Origin of the sequence: Bradyrhizobium guangdongense, assembly GCF_006483445.1 — a bacterium.
Taxonomy (GTDB): domain Bacteria; phylum Pseudomonadota; class Alphaproteobacteria; order Rhizobiales; family Xanthobacteraceae; genus Bradyrhizobium; species Bradyrhizobium guangdongense_A.
Map to the genome: position 1 here is coordinate 1 of NZ_PPPT01000082.1, position 15,005 is coordinate 15,005.

13 protein-coding genes are annotated in these 15,005 nt (G+C 64.0%); 5 read left to right on the top strand and 8 right to left on the bottom strand.

The features are described from left to right. Window positions 1-315 precede the first annotated feature (315 nt). The 5 genes from C2U70_RS11720 to C2U70_RS11740 form a co-directional block, all read right to left on the bottom strand. The gene (locus C2U70_RS11720; RefSeq protein WP_140978169.1) at window positions 316-1,116 is read right to left on the bottom strand and encodes a hypothetical protein; all 801 of its coding nucleotides are present in this window, start codon (window positions 1,114-1,116) and stop codon (window positions 316-318) included. A 163-nt stretch (window positions 1,117-1,279) separates the two neighbouring features. Beyond that, complete coding sequence (locus C2U70_RS11725) at window positions 1,280-1,789, bottom strand: OsmC family protein (RefSeq protein ID WP_063686102.1); 510 nt, start codon at window positions 1,787-1,789, stop codon at window positions 1,280-1,282. Between the two features lie 54 nt (window positions 1,790-1,843). Further along, a complete protein-coding gene (locus C2U70_RS11730) occupies window positions 1,844-2,629 on the bottom strand; it encodes an ABC transporter ATP-binding protein (RefSeq protein ID WP_140978170.1) in 786 nt (261 codons plus the stop codon). Continuing rightward, window positions 2,629-3,477 (bottom strand): ABC transporter permease, encoded by an 849-nt coding sequence (locus C2U70_RS11735; protein ID WP_140978180.1) that lies wholly within the window; start codon window positions 3,475-3,477, stop codon window positions 2,629-2,631. The genes C2U70_RS11730 and C2U70_RS11735 overlap by 1 nt, the downstream gene beginning before the upstream one ends. A gap of 127 nt (window positions 3,478-3,604) precedes the next feature. Beyond that, window positions 3,605-4,579 carry an aliphatic sulfonate ABC transporter substrate-binding protein gene (locus C2U70_RS11740; RefSeq protein ID WP_140978171.1) on the bottom strand — a complete coding sequence of 325 codons (975 nt, stop codon included), beginning with the start codon at window positions 4,577-4,579 and terminating at the stop codon, window positions 3,605-3,607. Between the two features lie 199 nt (window positions 4,580-4,778). Here C2U70_RS11740 and C2U70_RS11745 point away from each other — a divergent pair, with 199 nt between their 5' ends. Next, the gene (locus C2U70_RS11745; RefSeq protein WP_140978172.1) at window positions 4,779-7,568 is read left to right on the top strand and encodes a [protein-PII] uridylyltransferase; all 2,790 of its coding nucleotides are present in this window, start codon (window positions 4,779-4,781) and stop codon (window positions 7,566-7,568) included. Window positions 7,569-7,698: 130 nt separating this feature from the next. Here the strand turns inward: C2U70_RS11745 and C2U70_RS11750 are convergent, their stop codons facing one another. Then, entirely contained in the window at window positions 7,699-8,229 is a 531-nt protein-coding gene (locus tag C2U70_RS11750; protein WP_140978173.1) for a methylated-DNA--[protein]-cysteine S-methyltransferase, read from the bottom strand. Between the two features lie 88 nt (window positions 8,230-8,317). Between C2U70_RS11750 and C2U70_RS11755 the strand changes: the two genes are divergently transcribed. The 3 genes from C2U70_RS11755 to C2U70_RS11765 all read left to right on the top strand — a co-directional run bounded on the left by C2U70_RS11755 (window position 8,318) and on the right by C2U70_RS11765 (window position 11,617). Then, on the top strand, window positions 8,318-8,680 hold the full coding sequence (locus C2U70_RS11755) for a DUF1304 domain-containing protein (protein ID WP_140978174.1): 363 nt from the start codon (window positions 8,318-8,320) through the stop codon (window positions 8,678-8,680). A gap of 145 nt (window positions 8,681-8,825) precedes the next feature. Next, window positions 8,826-10,052 carry an ABC transporter substrate-binding protein gene (locus C2U70_RS11760; protein WP_140978175.1) on the top strand — a complete coding sequence of 409 codons (1,227 nt, stop codon included), beginning with the start codon at window positions 8,826-8,828 and terminating at the stop codon, window positions 10,050-10,052. Between the two features lie 338 nt (window positions 10,053-10,390). Further along, window positions 10,391-11,617 (top strand): ABC transporter substrate-binding protein, encoded by a 1,227-nt coding sequence (locus C2U70_RS11765; protein WP_140978176.1) that lies wholly within the window; start codon window positions 10,391-10,393, stop codon window positions 11,615-11,617. Window positions 11,618-11,780: 163 nt separating this feature from the next. On the opposite strand, the gene C2U70_RS11770 is transcribed toward C2U70_RS11765, so the two are convergent. Beyond that, window positions 11,781-12,206, bottom strand: a complete 426-nt coding sequence (locus tag C2U70_RS11770; protein WP_140978177.1) for a DUF1330 domain-containing protein — start codon at window positions 12,204-12,206, stop codon at window positions 11,781-11,783. A gap of 147 nt (window positions 12,207-12,353) precedes the next feature. Here C2U70_RS11770 and C2U70_RS11775 point away from each other — a divergent pair, with 147 nt between their 5' ends. Further along, entirely contained in the window at window positions 12,354-14,546 is a 2,193-nt protein-coding gene (locus tag C2U70_RS11775) for a transglycosylase domain-containing protein (RefSeq protein WP_140978178.1), read from the top strand. Between the two features lie 169 nt (window positions 14,547-14,715). On the opposite strand, the gene C2U70_RS11780 is transcribed toward C2U70_RS11775, so the two are convergent. Continuing rightward, window positions 14,716-15,005, bottom strand: a 290-nt coding sequence (locus tag C2U70_RS11780) for a M48 family metallopeptidase (protein ID WP_140978179.1), incomplete at its 5' end; no start/stop codon positions are given.

A 15,005-nucleotide genomic window follows, 5' to 3' on the forward strand; every position in this document is an offset into this window, starting at 1 on the left:
CGCCTGGGCATCTATGTGGGACTTGCGACCAAACATTCAAACATCTCCTCGATGAGAAATGGTGTTGCATGGCGCGCGCGCCGTTGCTCGCGCCCCGAAGTTTGTGGCTCGCTGAATCACGCCGTGTAATGATTGAACTGGGGCCCCGCCGTTCTACGTGGACCGTCTCTATGCATCTCCGCCAAGAGGAGACGACTATCGACGAGTATATTTACGGGCGATGCGCGAAGATTGCATTAAGGATGGTGTCAGAATCTGGCAGCAGAACTACTGACCTGCGCCAAAACGCCTCCGCGAAAATCCCGTCCGGAATCCTTACGCACCAGCACGGCGCTTTCGAGTTCCACTCCACCACAGCGTCAGATTCCATATCACGCAGGTTGCAAGCGCAAAGGAAAGACCTATCACCGATCCGAATTGCACCACCGCAACGTGCATCACCGCGATCGCCATGCCGAAGCCGAGCAGGCCCCAGGCTGCATTTGCAAGCACGGCGGCGGTCGGCGGGCCGCCGATGCGCGGATGCAGGATGATCATCATGCTGGTGAACACGATCGGATAGAGCGCGATGATGCCGCTGACCTTCGGCCCGACCCAGCCCGAGGTCGAGACCACGATCGCAACAAGCGTTGCGACCAGCGACGCGCGAAACGGCACGTCGTACCAGCGCCGCGTCACCAGCGGCATCTTCACATGGCGGTAGCGTGCGAGCAGCGGGATGCAGATGCCGAAGGCGACGAGATTGACGGCAAGGCCCGCGGTCAGCGACCAGTCGAACATCCGGATGATCGAGGCGAGCACGATCCAGACCGCTACCGCTGCGCCGCAACTCACGGCGAGGCCGTGCCGCTGCGCCAGCACGACATAGATCAGCCCCAGCACGATGGTCGCGCCGTTGATCGGCAGGCTCGCAAGCGCACCTTGGGCGATGAAGGCGGCGTCATGATCGAGCGCGAGGAAAACGTAAGATGGACCGGCCGAGATCGGCAGGGTCGCAACCAGCGCGCCGATCACCGGGCCGGAACGCTCCGCGATGATCGACGCCGTCACGACGAACGCCGCCGCGACCGCCATGCGCAGGACAAGGAAGATGATGAAGGAGAGGTCGGCGGACATTTTTGCTTGTCGTCCTGGACAAGCGAAGCGCAGATCCAGGACCCATTACCACAGGTTTCGCTGTGGTGGACGGTGGCGGTTGTCAGTGTCGCAAGACAATCGGCATCCGGGACAATGGGTCCTGGCTTTCGCCAGGACGACACCGATTGTCAGGTTGCTGCGCTCACATCCTCTGCATCGACACCGAAACCTTCGGGCCGTTCTTGATGGTCTGATAGACCACGCAATAACGCTCGGTGAGCTTCAGCAGCAGATCGAGCTTGTCCTGCGGGGCCGGGGTGTCGACCTCGAAGCGCAGGCGGATCTCGGCGAAGCCGACCGGGGTCTCCTTGTCGACGCCGAGCGTGCCGCGGAAATCGAGATCGCCTTCGGCATAGACATTGCCGGTCTTGAGCGGCACCTCGATCGCGGTCGCGACCGACTTCAGCGTGACGCCGGCGCAGGCGACCAGCGCTTCCAGCAGCATGTCGCCGGAGCAGAGCTCGAGGCCGGAGCCGCCGGTGGCCGGATGGAGACCCGCCATCGCAATCGCGCGGCCGGTCTCGACCTTGCAGGCAATGCCCTCGCTGTCGGTCGAACCCTTGGCCTTCAGCGTGATCATCGCCGTCTTCGGATCGGTCTTGTAGCGTTCCTTGATCGGGGCCTGCATCTGGCGCAGTTCTGCGGCGTCCATTTTGTTCTCTCCCGGAAAAATCGCCTCAGGATGTACCGGCTCAGGGACGAAAAGTCACCACCACATCGCCTGTCCGGGACCCTGGGTTGCGTCACGGTCGGGCACGCTGCGATCGAGCGAACGGTCGAGCGAGGTCAGCACGTTGCGCTTGAAGGTTTCGAACAGCGGCGAATTGCGGTCGCGCGGACGCGCCAGGTTGATCTCGATCTGGTCGAACAGCCGGCCCGGCCGCGGCCGCATCACGAGCACGCGGTCGGCCAGCACCACGGCCTCGTCGACATCATGGGTCACCAAAACCAGCGTCGGCCGCGTATCGGCCCAGAGGTCGAGCAGATGGTCCTGGAGGTCGCGCCGCGTGAAGGCATCGAGCGCCGAGAACGGCTCGTCGAGCAAGAGCACCTCGGGCTGCGGCACCAGCGCACGCGCGATCGCGACACGCTGCGCCTGCCCGCCCGAGAGCTCGCGCGGCCACGCATTGGCCTTGTCGGCAAGCCCGACGCGCGCCAGCGCCCGCGACACCTTTTCGCGCCGGCGGGCGGCCGGAAGCTCGGCGAGGCCAAAACCGATATTGTCGGCGACACTGAGCCACGGCAAAAGCCGCGGCTCCTGGAAGATGATGCCGATCTTGGCATGCGGCGAGGTGATGGTCTCGCGGTCGAGCGTCACCGCGCCCGCGCTCGCGCGGTCGAGGCCGGCGATGGCGCGCAGCAGCGTGGACTTGCCGCAGCCGGAGCCGCCGATGATGGCGACGATCTCGCCCTCGCGGATCTCGGCCGAGAAGCGCGCCAGCGCGTGCACGCCGTTTGGATAGGTCTTGTCGACGCGGTCGAACACCAGCATCAGGCGCCTCCCCGCTCGCGCCCGAATGCGTCCTGCCAGCGCAAGAGCGGCGCGGTCGCGATCTCGATCAGCCAGTCCGTGGTCTTGCCGAGGATCGCGAAGATGACGATGGCGGCGACGATCTGCGCGGGCTTGCCGAGCTGCTGGCCATCGAGCAGGAGATAACCGAGGCCTTCGGAGGCTCCGATCAACTCCGCCGCAACCACGAACATCCAGCCGAGGCCAAGACCGACGCGCAGCGCCACCACATAAGTGGGCAGCACCGCGGGCAGCAGGATGCGGCGGATCATGGCGGGTCCGGAGAGACGGAACACGCGACCGACCTCAACGATCTTGCGGTCCACCGAGAGGATCGCGCCCATCACACCGAGATAGACCGGGAAGAACACGCCGACCGCAATCAGCACGATCTTCGAGGTCTCGAAAATGCCGAGCCAGAGAATGAACAGCGGCACCCAGGCCAGCGATGGGATCGCGCGCAGCGCCTGAACGGTCGGATCGAGCAGCCGGCGCGCCAGCGACCAGTAACCGGAGATTGCGCCGAGCACGGTGCCCGCGACCACGCCAAGCGCGAAGCCGAAGCCGACCCGCGACAGCGTCGCCCAGATATGCCGCATCAATTCGCCGGAGCGGGCGAGCTCGACGATGGTGGCAAAGACGCGCGATGGCGGCGGCACCAGCCGGCCGTTGGAATAGCCGAGCCAGACAGCCAGTTCCCAGCCGAGCGCAAGGCCGACCGGCAGCACGAAGCCCAGCAGCGGCCGCGCATAGCGCGACAGGCGCGAGGGCACAGGCGCGCTCTCGGCTCGTTCCGAGGATTGCTGCAGGACTGGCGCGTCAGAGATCATGGCCATAGCAAGCGCGTCTCGTCAGGGAATGCAAGGGCGCGCCGCATTCTCAGTGTCGTCCCGGGCTCGCTTCGCGCCCCGGGACGACAGGGGAGTTTGTTGCGGCGATATGCCTCTTCCACGCGCCTCAATTCGTCGGCAGCGGGACCTGACCGTCGATCAGGGCATCGAGCGTGGCCTTGACGTCGACCTTGCCGTCGATGACGCCGGCCTGCTGCAGGGCGATGCCGGCTGCGAGGATGGATTCGCGCTGTGGCGCGCCGATGCGGCTGTGGGTGAGCTCGGTGCGCTCCTTCAACTGCTTGTCGACGACGGCTTCCGGCAGCTTGGTCACGCCGATGAAGGTCTTCTTCAGCTCATCGTAGTTCGCCAGCGAGTATTTGCGCGCGTCCTCATACACGGCGAGCACGCGGCGCACGATCTCCGGATTGTCCTTCAAGAATTGCTCGCGCACATTGAGGATGCCCCAGGTGTTGGCGTCGGCCTTGCGGTAGAACAGCTTTGCGCCCTCCTCCACTTCGGCTTGCGCCATCATCGGATCGAGGCCGGCCCAGGCATCGACGTCGCCGCGGATCAGCGCGGTCTTGCCGTCGGCATGCTGCAGCAGCACCGGCGTGATGTCCTTTTCGGACAAGCCTGCACCAAGCAGCGCGCGCACCAGGAAGATGTGCGGATCGGTGCCGCGCGTTACGGCGACGCGCTTGCCCTTGAGGTCGGCGACGGAGGCGATCTTGGAATCCTTGCCCGTCACCAGCGCGGTCCATTCGGGACGCGAATAGACATAGATCGACTTGATCGGGTTGCCGTTGATTTTTGCGACCAGCGCCGCCGAACCGGCGGTCGAGCCGAAATCGATCGACCCGGCGTTGAGGAATTCGAGCGCCTTGTTGGAGCCGGCCGACTGCACCCAGGTGACGGTGATGCCGTCCTTGGCGAATTCCTTCTCCAGCAGGCCCTTCTGCTTCAGGACCATCGACACCGGATTGTAGGTCGCCCAGTCGATGCGGATTTCCTTCACGGGGTCGGCCGCGAGCACCACACCCGGCATCAACATTGCACCGGCGACGCCCGCCATCAGAGTCCGTCGTGAGATCAATGCCATACCCATCCTCCTCTCAAGTCGCCCTAAAACCTCATTTCTTTTCAATGAGTTATGAACCAAGGTCAACGAGAAAATCCGTGTCGTCGGAGGCGCGGGTCGAGAAGAACTTTGTCGGACGGGGGCGTTATCCAGCAAGGAACGACTATTGCCAGAGAAAGCCGGGTGACAGCGCCCGCGGCCTCTTATATCGGGTAAATCCATGGACAGCGTCGCGACCGACCAGAAGCACGGGGTGGATGATCGTTTCGACAGCGCGCGGGTGACCGCGGCAGTCGATGCGCTCGCCGAAAAGCACGAGGGCCGCGAGGACGCGTTTCGCTCGGCAGTGGCTCAACTGCTCAAGGCCGAGATGATCGCAGCTCGCGCCAAGGCGCAAGCGATCCTCCTGAAGGACCGTCACGGGCGGCACTGCGCCGAGCGGCTCTGCTTCGTGCAGGACGAGATCATCCGCATCCTGTTCTCGGCCGCGACCCGGCACCTCTATCGCTCGCCGATCCCGACCGGCGCCGAGCGCATGGCCGTGGTTGCGACCGGCGGCTATGGCCGCGGACTGATGGCACCGGAATCCGACATCGATCTGTTGTTCATCCTGCCCTACAAGCAGACCGCCTGGGGCGAGCAGGTGGCCGAGGCCATCCTCTACTGCCTCTGGGACATGGGGCTGAAGGTCGGCCACGCCACGCGCTCGGTCGACGAGTCGATCCGCCAGGCGCGCGGCGACATGACGATCCGCACCGCGATCCTGGAGACACGCTTCCTCACCGGCGACCAGCCGCTCTATGACGAACTGGTCGAACGCTTCGACAAGGAAGTGGTGCAAGGCACGGCATCGGAATTCGTCACGGCAAAGCTCGCCGAGCGCGAGGAGCGGCATCGTCGCGGCGGCCAGTCGCGCTATCTGGTCGAGCCGAACGTCAAGGACGGCAAGGGGGCCTTGCGCGACCTGCACACGCTGTTCTGGATCGCGAAATACGTCTACCGCGTGCGCGACACCGACGAGCTGGTCGAGCGCGGCGTGTTCGACGCGCAGGAGTACCGCACCTTCCGCCGCTGCGCGGATTTCCTCTGGTCGGTGCGCTGCAATCTGCACTTCTTCTGCAATCGCGCCGAGGAGCGTCTGTCCTTCGACCTGCAGCGCGAGATCGCAGTCAGGCTCGGCTACACCTCGCACCCCGGCATGCAGGACGTCGAGCGCTTCATGAAGCACTACTTCCTGGTCGCGAAGGAAGTCGGCAACCTCACCGCCATCCTGTGCGCCAAGCTCGAGGACCAGCAGGCAAAACCGGCGCCGGTGCTGAGCCGGATGATGGCGCGGTTGCGGCCAAGCACGGTGAAGCGGCGCGTGCCCGACAGCGACGACTTCATCGTCGACAACAACCGCATCAACCTCGCCGCGCCCGACGTCTTCAAGCACGATCCGGTCAACCTGATCCGCATCTTCCGCCTGGCGCAGAAGAACAACCTCGCCTTCCATCCCGACGCGATGCGCACCGTGACGCGCTCGCTCAATCTGATCAACGCGCAGATGCGCGAGAATCCGGAAGCCAACCGTCTGTTCATGGAGATTTTGACCTCCAACGACGCGGAGACCGTGCTGCGGCGGATGAACGAGACCGGCGTGCTCGGACATTTCATCCGCGCCTTCGGCAAGATCGTCTCGATGATGCAGTTCAACATGTATCATCACTACACGGTCGACGAGCACCTGATCCGCTGCGTCGGCTTCCTCCAGGACATCGAGCGCGGCGGCATCGAGGAATTCACGCTCGCCAGCGACCTGTTCCGCAAGATCCGGCCCGAGCACCGGCCCGTGATCTATATCGTGACGCTGCTGCACGACATCGCCAAGGGGCGGCCGGAGGATCATTCGGTTGCGGGTGCCAAGGTGGCGCGCCGGCTCTGCCCGCGGCTCGGCTTCAGCGCTGCCGATACCGAGCTCGTGGCCTGGCTGATTGAAGAGCATCTCACCATGTCGACGGTCGCGCAGTCGCGCGACCTGTCCGACCGCAAGACCATCGAGAATTTTGCCGCCGTGGTGCAGTCGGTCGAGCAGATGAAGCTGCTCACGATCCTGACCACCGCCGACATCCGCGGCGTCGGCCCCGGCGTATGGAACGGCTGGAAGGCGCAGCTTTTGCGCTCGCTGTATTATGAGACCGAGCCAGTGTTGACCGGCGGCTTTTCGGAAGTGGACCGCGGCAAACGGCTCGCGGCGGCGCATGCCGAATTCCGCATGGCCTTCGCCGAATGGCCGAAGGACGAGCTTGACGCCTATATCGGCCGGCACTATCCGGCCTACTGGCTCAAGGTCGAGCTGCCCCGAAAGATCCGACATGCCCGCTTCGTGCGGTCGAGCGAGCAGGCCGGCCACAAGCTCGCGATCAATGTCGGGTTCGACGAAGTGCGCGGCGTCACCGAGCTCACGATCTTTGCCGCCGACCATCCCTGGCTGCTGTCGATCATCGCGGGCGCCTGTGCGTCAGCCGGCGCCAACATCGTCGACGCGCAGATCTACACCACGACCGACGGCCGCGCGCTCGACACCATCTCGATCTCACGGGAATACGACCGCGACGAGGACGAGGGCCGGCGCGCCACGCGGATCGGCGAGATGATCGAGGACGTGCTCGAAGGCAAGCTGCGGCTGCCCGAAGTGGTGGCGCGCCGCGCCGTGCGCAGCAAGGCGCGCCCCTTCGTGATCGAGCCGGAGGTGATCATCAACAACCAGTGGTCCGACCGCTACACCGTGATCGAGGTGTCGGGCCTCGACCGGCCCGGCCTGCTCTACGAGCTGACCACCGGGCTGTCGAAACTCAACCTCAACATCGCGTCAGCGCATGTCGCGACCTTCGGCGAACGCGCCCGCGACGTGTTCTACGTCACCGATTTGCTCGGCGCGCAGATCAACGCCCCGACGCGGCAGGCCGCGATCAAGAGCGCACTGATCCATGTGATGGCCGGCGAGAAGGCGGTTCAGCCGGCGGCGTAGCTCCCCTCGTCATTCCGGGGCGCCGCAAAGCGGCGAGCCCGGAATCCATTTCACCGCGCGTTTTGCGGCCCGATGGATTCCGGGCTCGCGACTTCGTCGCGCCCCGGAATGACGAGGTGAGAGAGCCGCGCTACACTTCCACCCCCTCATGCCTCAGCAGCCAGCGCTTGCGCTCCAGGCCGCCGCCGTATTTCACCAGTGAGCCATTCGCTCCGATCAGGCGGTGACATGGCAGCACCACGCTGATCGGATTCGAGCCGTTCGCGTGGCCGACGGCGCGAACCGCCTTGGGCATGTCGAGCCGGGCCGCCAGCGCGCCATAGCTCATGGTCGTGCCGACAGGAATCTTGGCCAGCGCGGTCCAGACCTTGCGCTGGAACGGCGTGCCGGCAACGCGCCATGCGATCACCGCTAGCTGCGCAAGGTCGCCATCGAAATAGGCCGACAGCGCAGCACGCATCGCCGCCGGCGCGCGCTGTGTCTTCAGATCGATCGCGCCATTCTGCAGACGCAGAAGTTCGCGCATGCGATCTTCATAGTCGTCCCAATCGAGCGCGCGCAACACGCCGTCGGCATCGGTGACCAGCAAGGCGGTCCCGATCGGCGTCTTCAACCGGTCGAGGCCGAAACGTTCGGATGTCTCTGCAGATCGTGTTGGCATCTGGCATCACTGGAGCGAGGGACCGTCGCACTTTCTATCGTGCACATGCTATCGTCCACCCGAAACCTGATCCGTTTTGGGGGAATACATGATCTGGATCGCCAATCTTCTCGTTGCGCTGGTCGCAGCCCTGCACGTCTTCTTCCTGATCCTGGAGATGTTCCTCTGGACCAAGCCGCTCGGCCTCAAGGTGTTTCGCCAGACGCCTGACAAGGCCGAAACCTCCAAGGTGCTTGCCGCCAACCAAGGCCTCTATAACGGCTTCCTTGCGGCCGGCCTGGTCTGGGGCCTCGTCTATTCCAACCCGGCCTTCGCATTCCAGATCAAGGTGTTCTTCCTGCTCTGCGTGATCGTGGCCGGCGTCTATGGCGCCATGTCCGTCAACAAGCGAATCCTGTTCGTGCAGGCGCTGCCGGCTGCAATCGCGCTGGTCGTGCTCACTTTCGCCTGAGGCGTCTCGACGCGCCGTCGCGATCCTTTCTTACGATCCTTGCGCGGCGGCGGACCTTCCTCCACAATCTCTGACAGCGATGGCGACCGTTGCAATCAACGGGATAAAGACCATCGGCTAATTCCGTCAGGAGGAAGATCCCAAGATGAACAATCGCAGAGCGTTTCTCGCCGCAACAACGGTGCTCGCCTTTGGGCTCACCATATCGCCGGCCCTGGCACAGAAGAAATACGATACCGGCGCAAGCGACACCGAGATCAAGATCGGCCAGACCGTGCCGTTCTCGGGTCCCTACTCCGTCTACGCCAATATCGGCAAGACGCAGGCGGCCTATTTCAAGATGATCAACGAGCAGGGCGGCATCAACGGCCGCAAGATCAATCTGATTCAGTATGACGACGCCTATTCGCCGCCGAAAACGGTCGAGCAGGTGCGCAAGCTGGTCGAAGGCGATGAGATTCTCTTCACCTTCCAGATCATCGGCACCGCCGCCAACGCCGCCGTGCAAAAATATCTCAACGGCAAGAAAGTGCCGCAGCTCCTGGCCTCGACCGGCGCCGCCCGCTTCAACGATCCGCAAAACTATCCCTGGACCATCGCCTATAATCCCAACTACGTGTCCGAGGGACGCATCTACGCAAAGTACATTCTCGCCAATCATCCCAACGCCAAGATCGGCGTGCTCTACCAGAACGACGACATGGGCCGCGACTATCTCGCGGGCCTCAAGAGCGGGCTCGGCGACAAGGCCGGCAGCATGATCGTCGGCGAAGTGTCCTACGAGGTCACCGATCCCACTGTCGATTCGCAGGTGGTAAAGCTGAAGTCGATGGGCGCCGACCTGTTCTATGATGCCTCGACGCCGAAGTTCGCGGCGCAGGCGATCAAGAAGATTGCCGAGCTCGGCTGGACGCCCGTGCACATCCTCGACATCAATGCGAGCCCGATCTCGGCGACGCTGAAGCCCGCCGGCCTCGACATCTCCAAGGGCATCATCTCGACCAATTACGGCAAGGAGCCCAGCGATCCCCAGTGGAAGGACGATCCGGGCGTGAAGACCTTCTTCGCCTTCATGGACAAGTACTTCCCCGAAGGCGACAAGCTCAACACCGTCAACACCTATGCCTATTCGGTGGCCGAACTGTTGACCCAGGTGCTGAAGCAGTGCGGCGACGACCTGACGCGTGAGAACGTCATGAAGCAGGTCGCCAACATCAAGGGGCATACGCCGAGCCTCGCGCTGCCCGGCATGTCGATCACGACCGGCCCGAACGACTTCCGCGTCAACAAGCAGATGCAGATGATGAAGTTCAACGGCGAGCGCTGGGAGCTCTTTGGCCCGATCATCGAGGACACCGGCCCGTCCGGCTAGACCCAGGCTCTATTTCGCAGGGTGGGTAGTCGAGCGGCTGCGCAAAGCGCAGCCCGCACGGCGTAACCCACCGCTTCGGTCGATGCGGACACAAAAGAGGTGGGTTACGTCCAGCGAATTGCGCTTCGCGCAATCGCAAGGCTAACCCACCCCACAAAATAGGCCGTCAACCATGTCCGCAATGCCCCTGAAACTTTCGACTAAAGTCACCGGGCTGCACACCATGTCATCTTGCGTCGCAGCAACGGTTTCGCCACACTCCCGCCCAGCGATGGCGTCCGCCTGCCACCAGGGCGGGGGATAGATCATCTGCGATAAACAAACCGAGGAAATTGCGAATGAGGAACGGACTTTTGCATCTGGTGACTGGCACGGCGCTGGCTTTGGCGCTGTCGGTTTCAGCGGCCAGTGCCCAGAAAAAATATGACCCGGGTGCCAGCGACACCGAAATCAAGATCGGCCAGACCAATCCATTCAGCGGCCCTGCCTCGGCCTATGCCACGATCGGCAAGACCCAGGCCGCCTATATGAAGATGATCAACGATCAGGGCGGCGTCAACGGCCGCAAGATCAACCTGATCCAGTATGACGACGCCTACTCGCCGCCGAAGGCCGTCGAGCAGGTCCGCAAGCTCGTCGAGAGCGACGAGGTGCTGCTCACCTTCCAGCTCCTCGGCACGCCGTCGAATGCCGCCGTACAGAAATATCTCAACGCCAAGAAGGTGCCGCAGCTGTTCGCAGCGACCGGCGCCTCGAAGTTCACCGACCCGAAGAACTTCCCGTGGACGATGGGTTTTAACCCGAACTACTTCGTCGAAGGCCGGATCTACGGCCAGTACATCATCAAGAACCATCCGAACGCCAAGGTCGGCGTGCTCTATCAGAACGACGACCTCGGCAAGGACTATCTGAACGGCATCAAGGCCGGCCTCGGCGACAAGGCTGGCACGATGATCGTTTCGGAAGCTTCTTACGAAGTCTCCGATCCGACCATCGATTCGCAGATCCTCAAGATCAAGGCCGCCGGTGCCGACCTGTTCTTCAGCGCCACCACGCCGAAGCAGGCCGCGCAAGCGATCAAGAAGATCGCCGAGCTCGACTGGCATCCGGTGCACATCCTCGACATCAACGCGACCTCGGTCGGCGCGGTGATGAAGCCTGCGGGTCTTGAGGCGTCCAAGGGCGTGATCAGCGTCAACTACGGCAAGGATCCGCTCGACCCGACCTGGAAGGACGATCCGGGCATGAAGAAGTATTTCGAGTTCATGGCCAAGTACTATCCGGACGGCGACAAGGACTCGAGCTTCAACAGCTACGGCTACTCGACCTCGCAGCTGATGATCTATGTGCTGCAGAAGTGCGGCGACGACCTCACGCGTGAGAACGTCATGAAGGTCGCCACCAGCCTGAAGGACGTGCAGCTCGACCTCTCGCTGCCGGGCATTCTCGCCAACACCTCGCCGACCGACTACCGCGTCAACAAGCAGCTTCAGATGATGAAGTTCAACGGCGAGCGCTGGGAGCTGTTCGGCCCGATCCTGGAGGATGCGGGTCCGGCGGGCTAGGCGCTGGTTCTGCACTCTACTGCCTCAACAACGTCATGCCCGGGCTTGTCCCGGGCATCCACGTTTTTGGAGGCAATGGAAGACGAGGATGGGCGGGTCATAGGCGAGCGGAAGCGACGCCGTCCTCCGGACGGCTATGCCGGCCATGACGAGGAGAGATGATCTACTTCGGCACCTCGCCAAAATTCTTGCCGACCGGCAGCACGGCGTGGCGGATCAGGCGTGAATCCTCGACTGCCGCCTGGCGATGCTTGACGGCTTCGCGATAGACGGGATCCCTGATCATCTCGACGAAGGCGGCGACGCTGGGGTATTCGGCGACGAAGCAATGGTCCCAGCGCTCCTCCTGTGGGCCGATCAGCATCAGCTCGAACCTGCCCTGCCAGACGATGCGGCCGCCGAGGCGCTCGAACACCGGACCACTCTCGCGGCCATAGGCGGCATAGGCCTCCGCGCCGGTCGCCTTGCGGCCGTCGGGATAGGCGGCGTCCTTGCGCAGGCGGACCAAATTGAGCATGTGGATCGGGCCGGGGCGGTCGTTCTCCCGGAATTGTGCAAAAACCTCTTTGGTCGGATCGATATGGCCCATGGGATTTCCTCTGCTTTTGACGGCACCGATCCTAGCCTCGTGGAACCGGCGCCGCAGCTCCTAATGCCGCGTTAAGCTTTGCGTAACCGGGCCTTAAACAGCCACCGCTAGCGTGCGGCGGGGCGGGTTGACCGGGCGTTTTTGCGTATGGGTTTGGCGAAGAAAAAGGGCGGTGGACGCAAGGAGCCGCTATTCGGCCTGCCTGCGGCACTCGCCGATCTGCGCCTCACTGCCGCCGACCGTATCCCCAACGCCGACGACAAGCCGAAAAAATCCAAGCGGAAGAGCGAGGAGGCCGACAGCGAGCCGCCGCGCGAGCGCAAGCCGCAGCCTGCCCGCAGCGGTGCGAAGCGACGCTCGAAATCGCGGCTGCGCTTCGGCATCGGCCGGCTGTTCTACTGGTGTGCCGTGCTCGGCCTCTGGGGCGGCATCGCCCTGACCGGCGTCGTGATCTGGGTCGGCGCGCATCTGCCACCGCTGCAGTCGCTGGAAATCCCAAAACGTCCGCCGACCATCCAGATCGTCGGCGTCGACGGCAGCGTGCTGGCGCAGCGCGGCGAGATGGCGGGCGCCAATGTCGCGCTGAAGGATCTGCCGCCTTATCTGCCAAAAGCCTTCATCGCGATCGAGGACCGCCGCTTCTATTCGCATTTCGGCATCGACCCCGTCGGCATCGCGCGTGCGCTCGTCACCAACGTCCTGCACCGCGGCGTCTCGCAGGGCGGCTCGACGCTGACGCAGCAGCTCGCGAAAAACCTGTTCCTGACCCAGGAGCGCACCATGCAGCGCAAGCTGCAGGAGGCCGAGCTCGCGCTCTGGCTGGAGCGCAAGCATTCCAAGAACGAGATCCTCGAGCTCTACCTCAACCGCGTCTATTTCGGCTCCGGCGCCTATGGCGTCGAGGCGGCGGCACAGCGCTACTTTGGCAAGTCGGCCAAGAACGTCACGATTGCGGAAGCCGCAATGCTCGCCGGCCTCGTCAAATCGCCCTCGCGCCTGGCGCCGAACCGCAACCCCGAAGGCGCCGAACAGCGCGCGCAAATCGTGCTGGCGGCGATGGCGGAGGCAAAATTCATCACCGATGCACAGGCGCAGGCCTCGATCGGCCACCCCTCCTACAATGTGAAACCGGCCGGTGCCGGCACCGTGAACTATGTCGCGGACTGGATCGGTGAAGTCCTGGACGATCTGGTCGGCCAGATCGACCAGAGCATCGTGGTCGAGACCACGATCGATCCGAAGCTGCAGAGCGTGGCGGAAGCCGCCATTATCGACGAACTCGCCGCCAAGAGCGTGAAGTTCAATGTCAGCCAGGGCGCGCTGGTGGCGATGACGCCCGACGGCGCCGTGCGCGCCATGGTCGGCGGGCGGAACTATTCCGAGAGCCAGTATAATCGCGCGGTCACGGCGAAGCGGCAGCCGGGCTCCTCGTTCAAGCCGTTCGTCTACCTCACCGCGGTCGAGCAGGGACTGACGCCGGACACGATCCGCCAGGACGCGCCGATCGAGGTCAAGGGCTGGCGGCCCGAGAACTACACCCATGAATATTTCGGCGCGGTGACGCTGACCCAGGCGCTGGCGATGTCGCTCAACACCGTCGCCATCCGCCTCGGCCTCGAGGTCGGGCCGAAGAACGTGGTGCGCACCGCGCACCGGCTCGGCATCTCCTCAAAACTCGAGCCCAATGCTTCGATCGCGCTCGGCACCTCCGAGGTTTCCGTGGTCGAGCTGGTCGGCGCCTATGCGCCCTTCGCCAATGGCGGGCTCGCGGTGTCGCCGCATGTGGTGACGCGGATCAAGACGCAGCAGGACGGCAAGCTGCTCTACATGCGCCAGGCGGAAGAGCGGAACCAGGTAATCGAGCCGCGTGCGGTCGCGATGATGAACGCGATGATGCGGGAGACGCTGATCTCGGGCACCGCCAAGAAAGCGGAGATCCCCGGCTGGCCGGCCGCCGGCAAAACCGGCACCAGCCAGGATTACCGTGACGCCTGGTTCATCGGCTACACCGCGAACCTCGTCACCGGCGTCTGGCTCGGCAATGACGACAACTCGCCGACCAAGAAAGCGACCGGCGGTGGCCTGCCCGTGGAGGTCTGGACCCGCTTCATGCGCACGGCCCATGAGGGCGTGCCGGTGGCCGCCCTGCCGACCGTGCAAGGCGGCTGGGGCCTGTCGAACCTCGCACAGGCGGCCTCGCAAGTGTCAGCGCCGACGCCGCCAGCGCCGGTCAATGGCGGCGGCTATCGCCCCGCACCGACGCGCACCAATGTGCGCCCCGAACCGGCGGCAGGCCTCGATGGCTGGCTGATGGACCGGTTGTTTGGCGGGAACCGGTAGCGGCGCTAATTGGCGGCGAAAACAACCCCATGCACAGTAGGCGGTGATTTTCGCGTGGTGCGCGGTGGCGTGGGTGACGGCGTTGATGTTGCGGCGTGAATCGCAGGAGCGGCGCACGCGCGGGGTCTTCGCTGCCATTCCCCGCCGGGGCGAGGAATGGCGCGGCAAGCTACTCTTCGATGCCGTATCGATGCAGATCGTTGCCGTAGGTGTCGAGCCACTTCTTGGCGCGCTCCATCGAGGGGCACACTTTTCCGCACACCCGCCAGAACCGCGCGGAGTGGTTCATCTCGACGAGATGCGCGACTTCGTGGGCGGCGAGATAGTCGAGCACGAAGGGCGGCGCGAGGATCAGGCGCCAGGAGAAGGACAGCGAGCCTGCCGAGGTGCAGGAGCCCCAGCGGCTGGACTGGTCGCGGATCGAGAGCCGCTTCACCTTGACGCCGAGCTCGGCGGCAT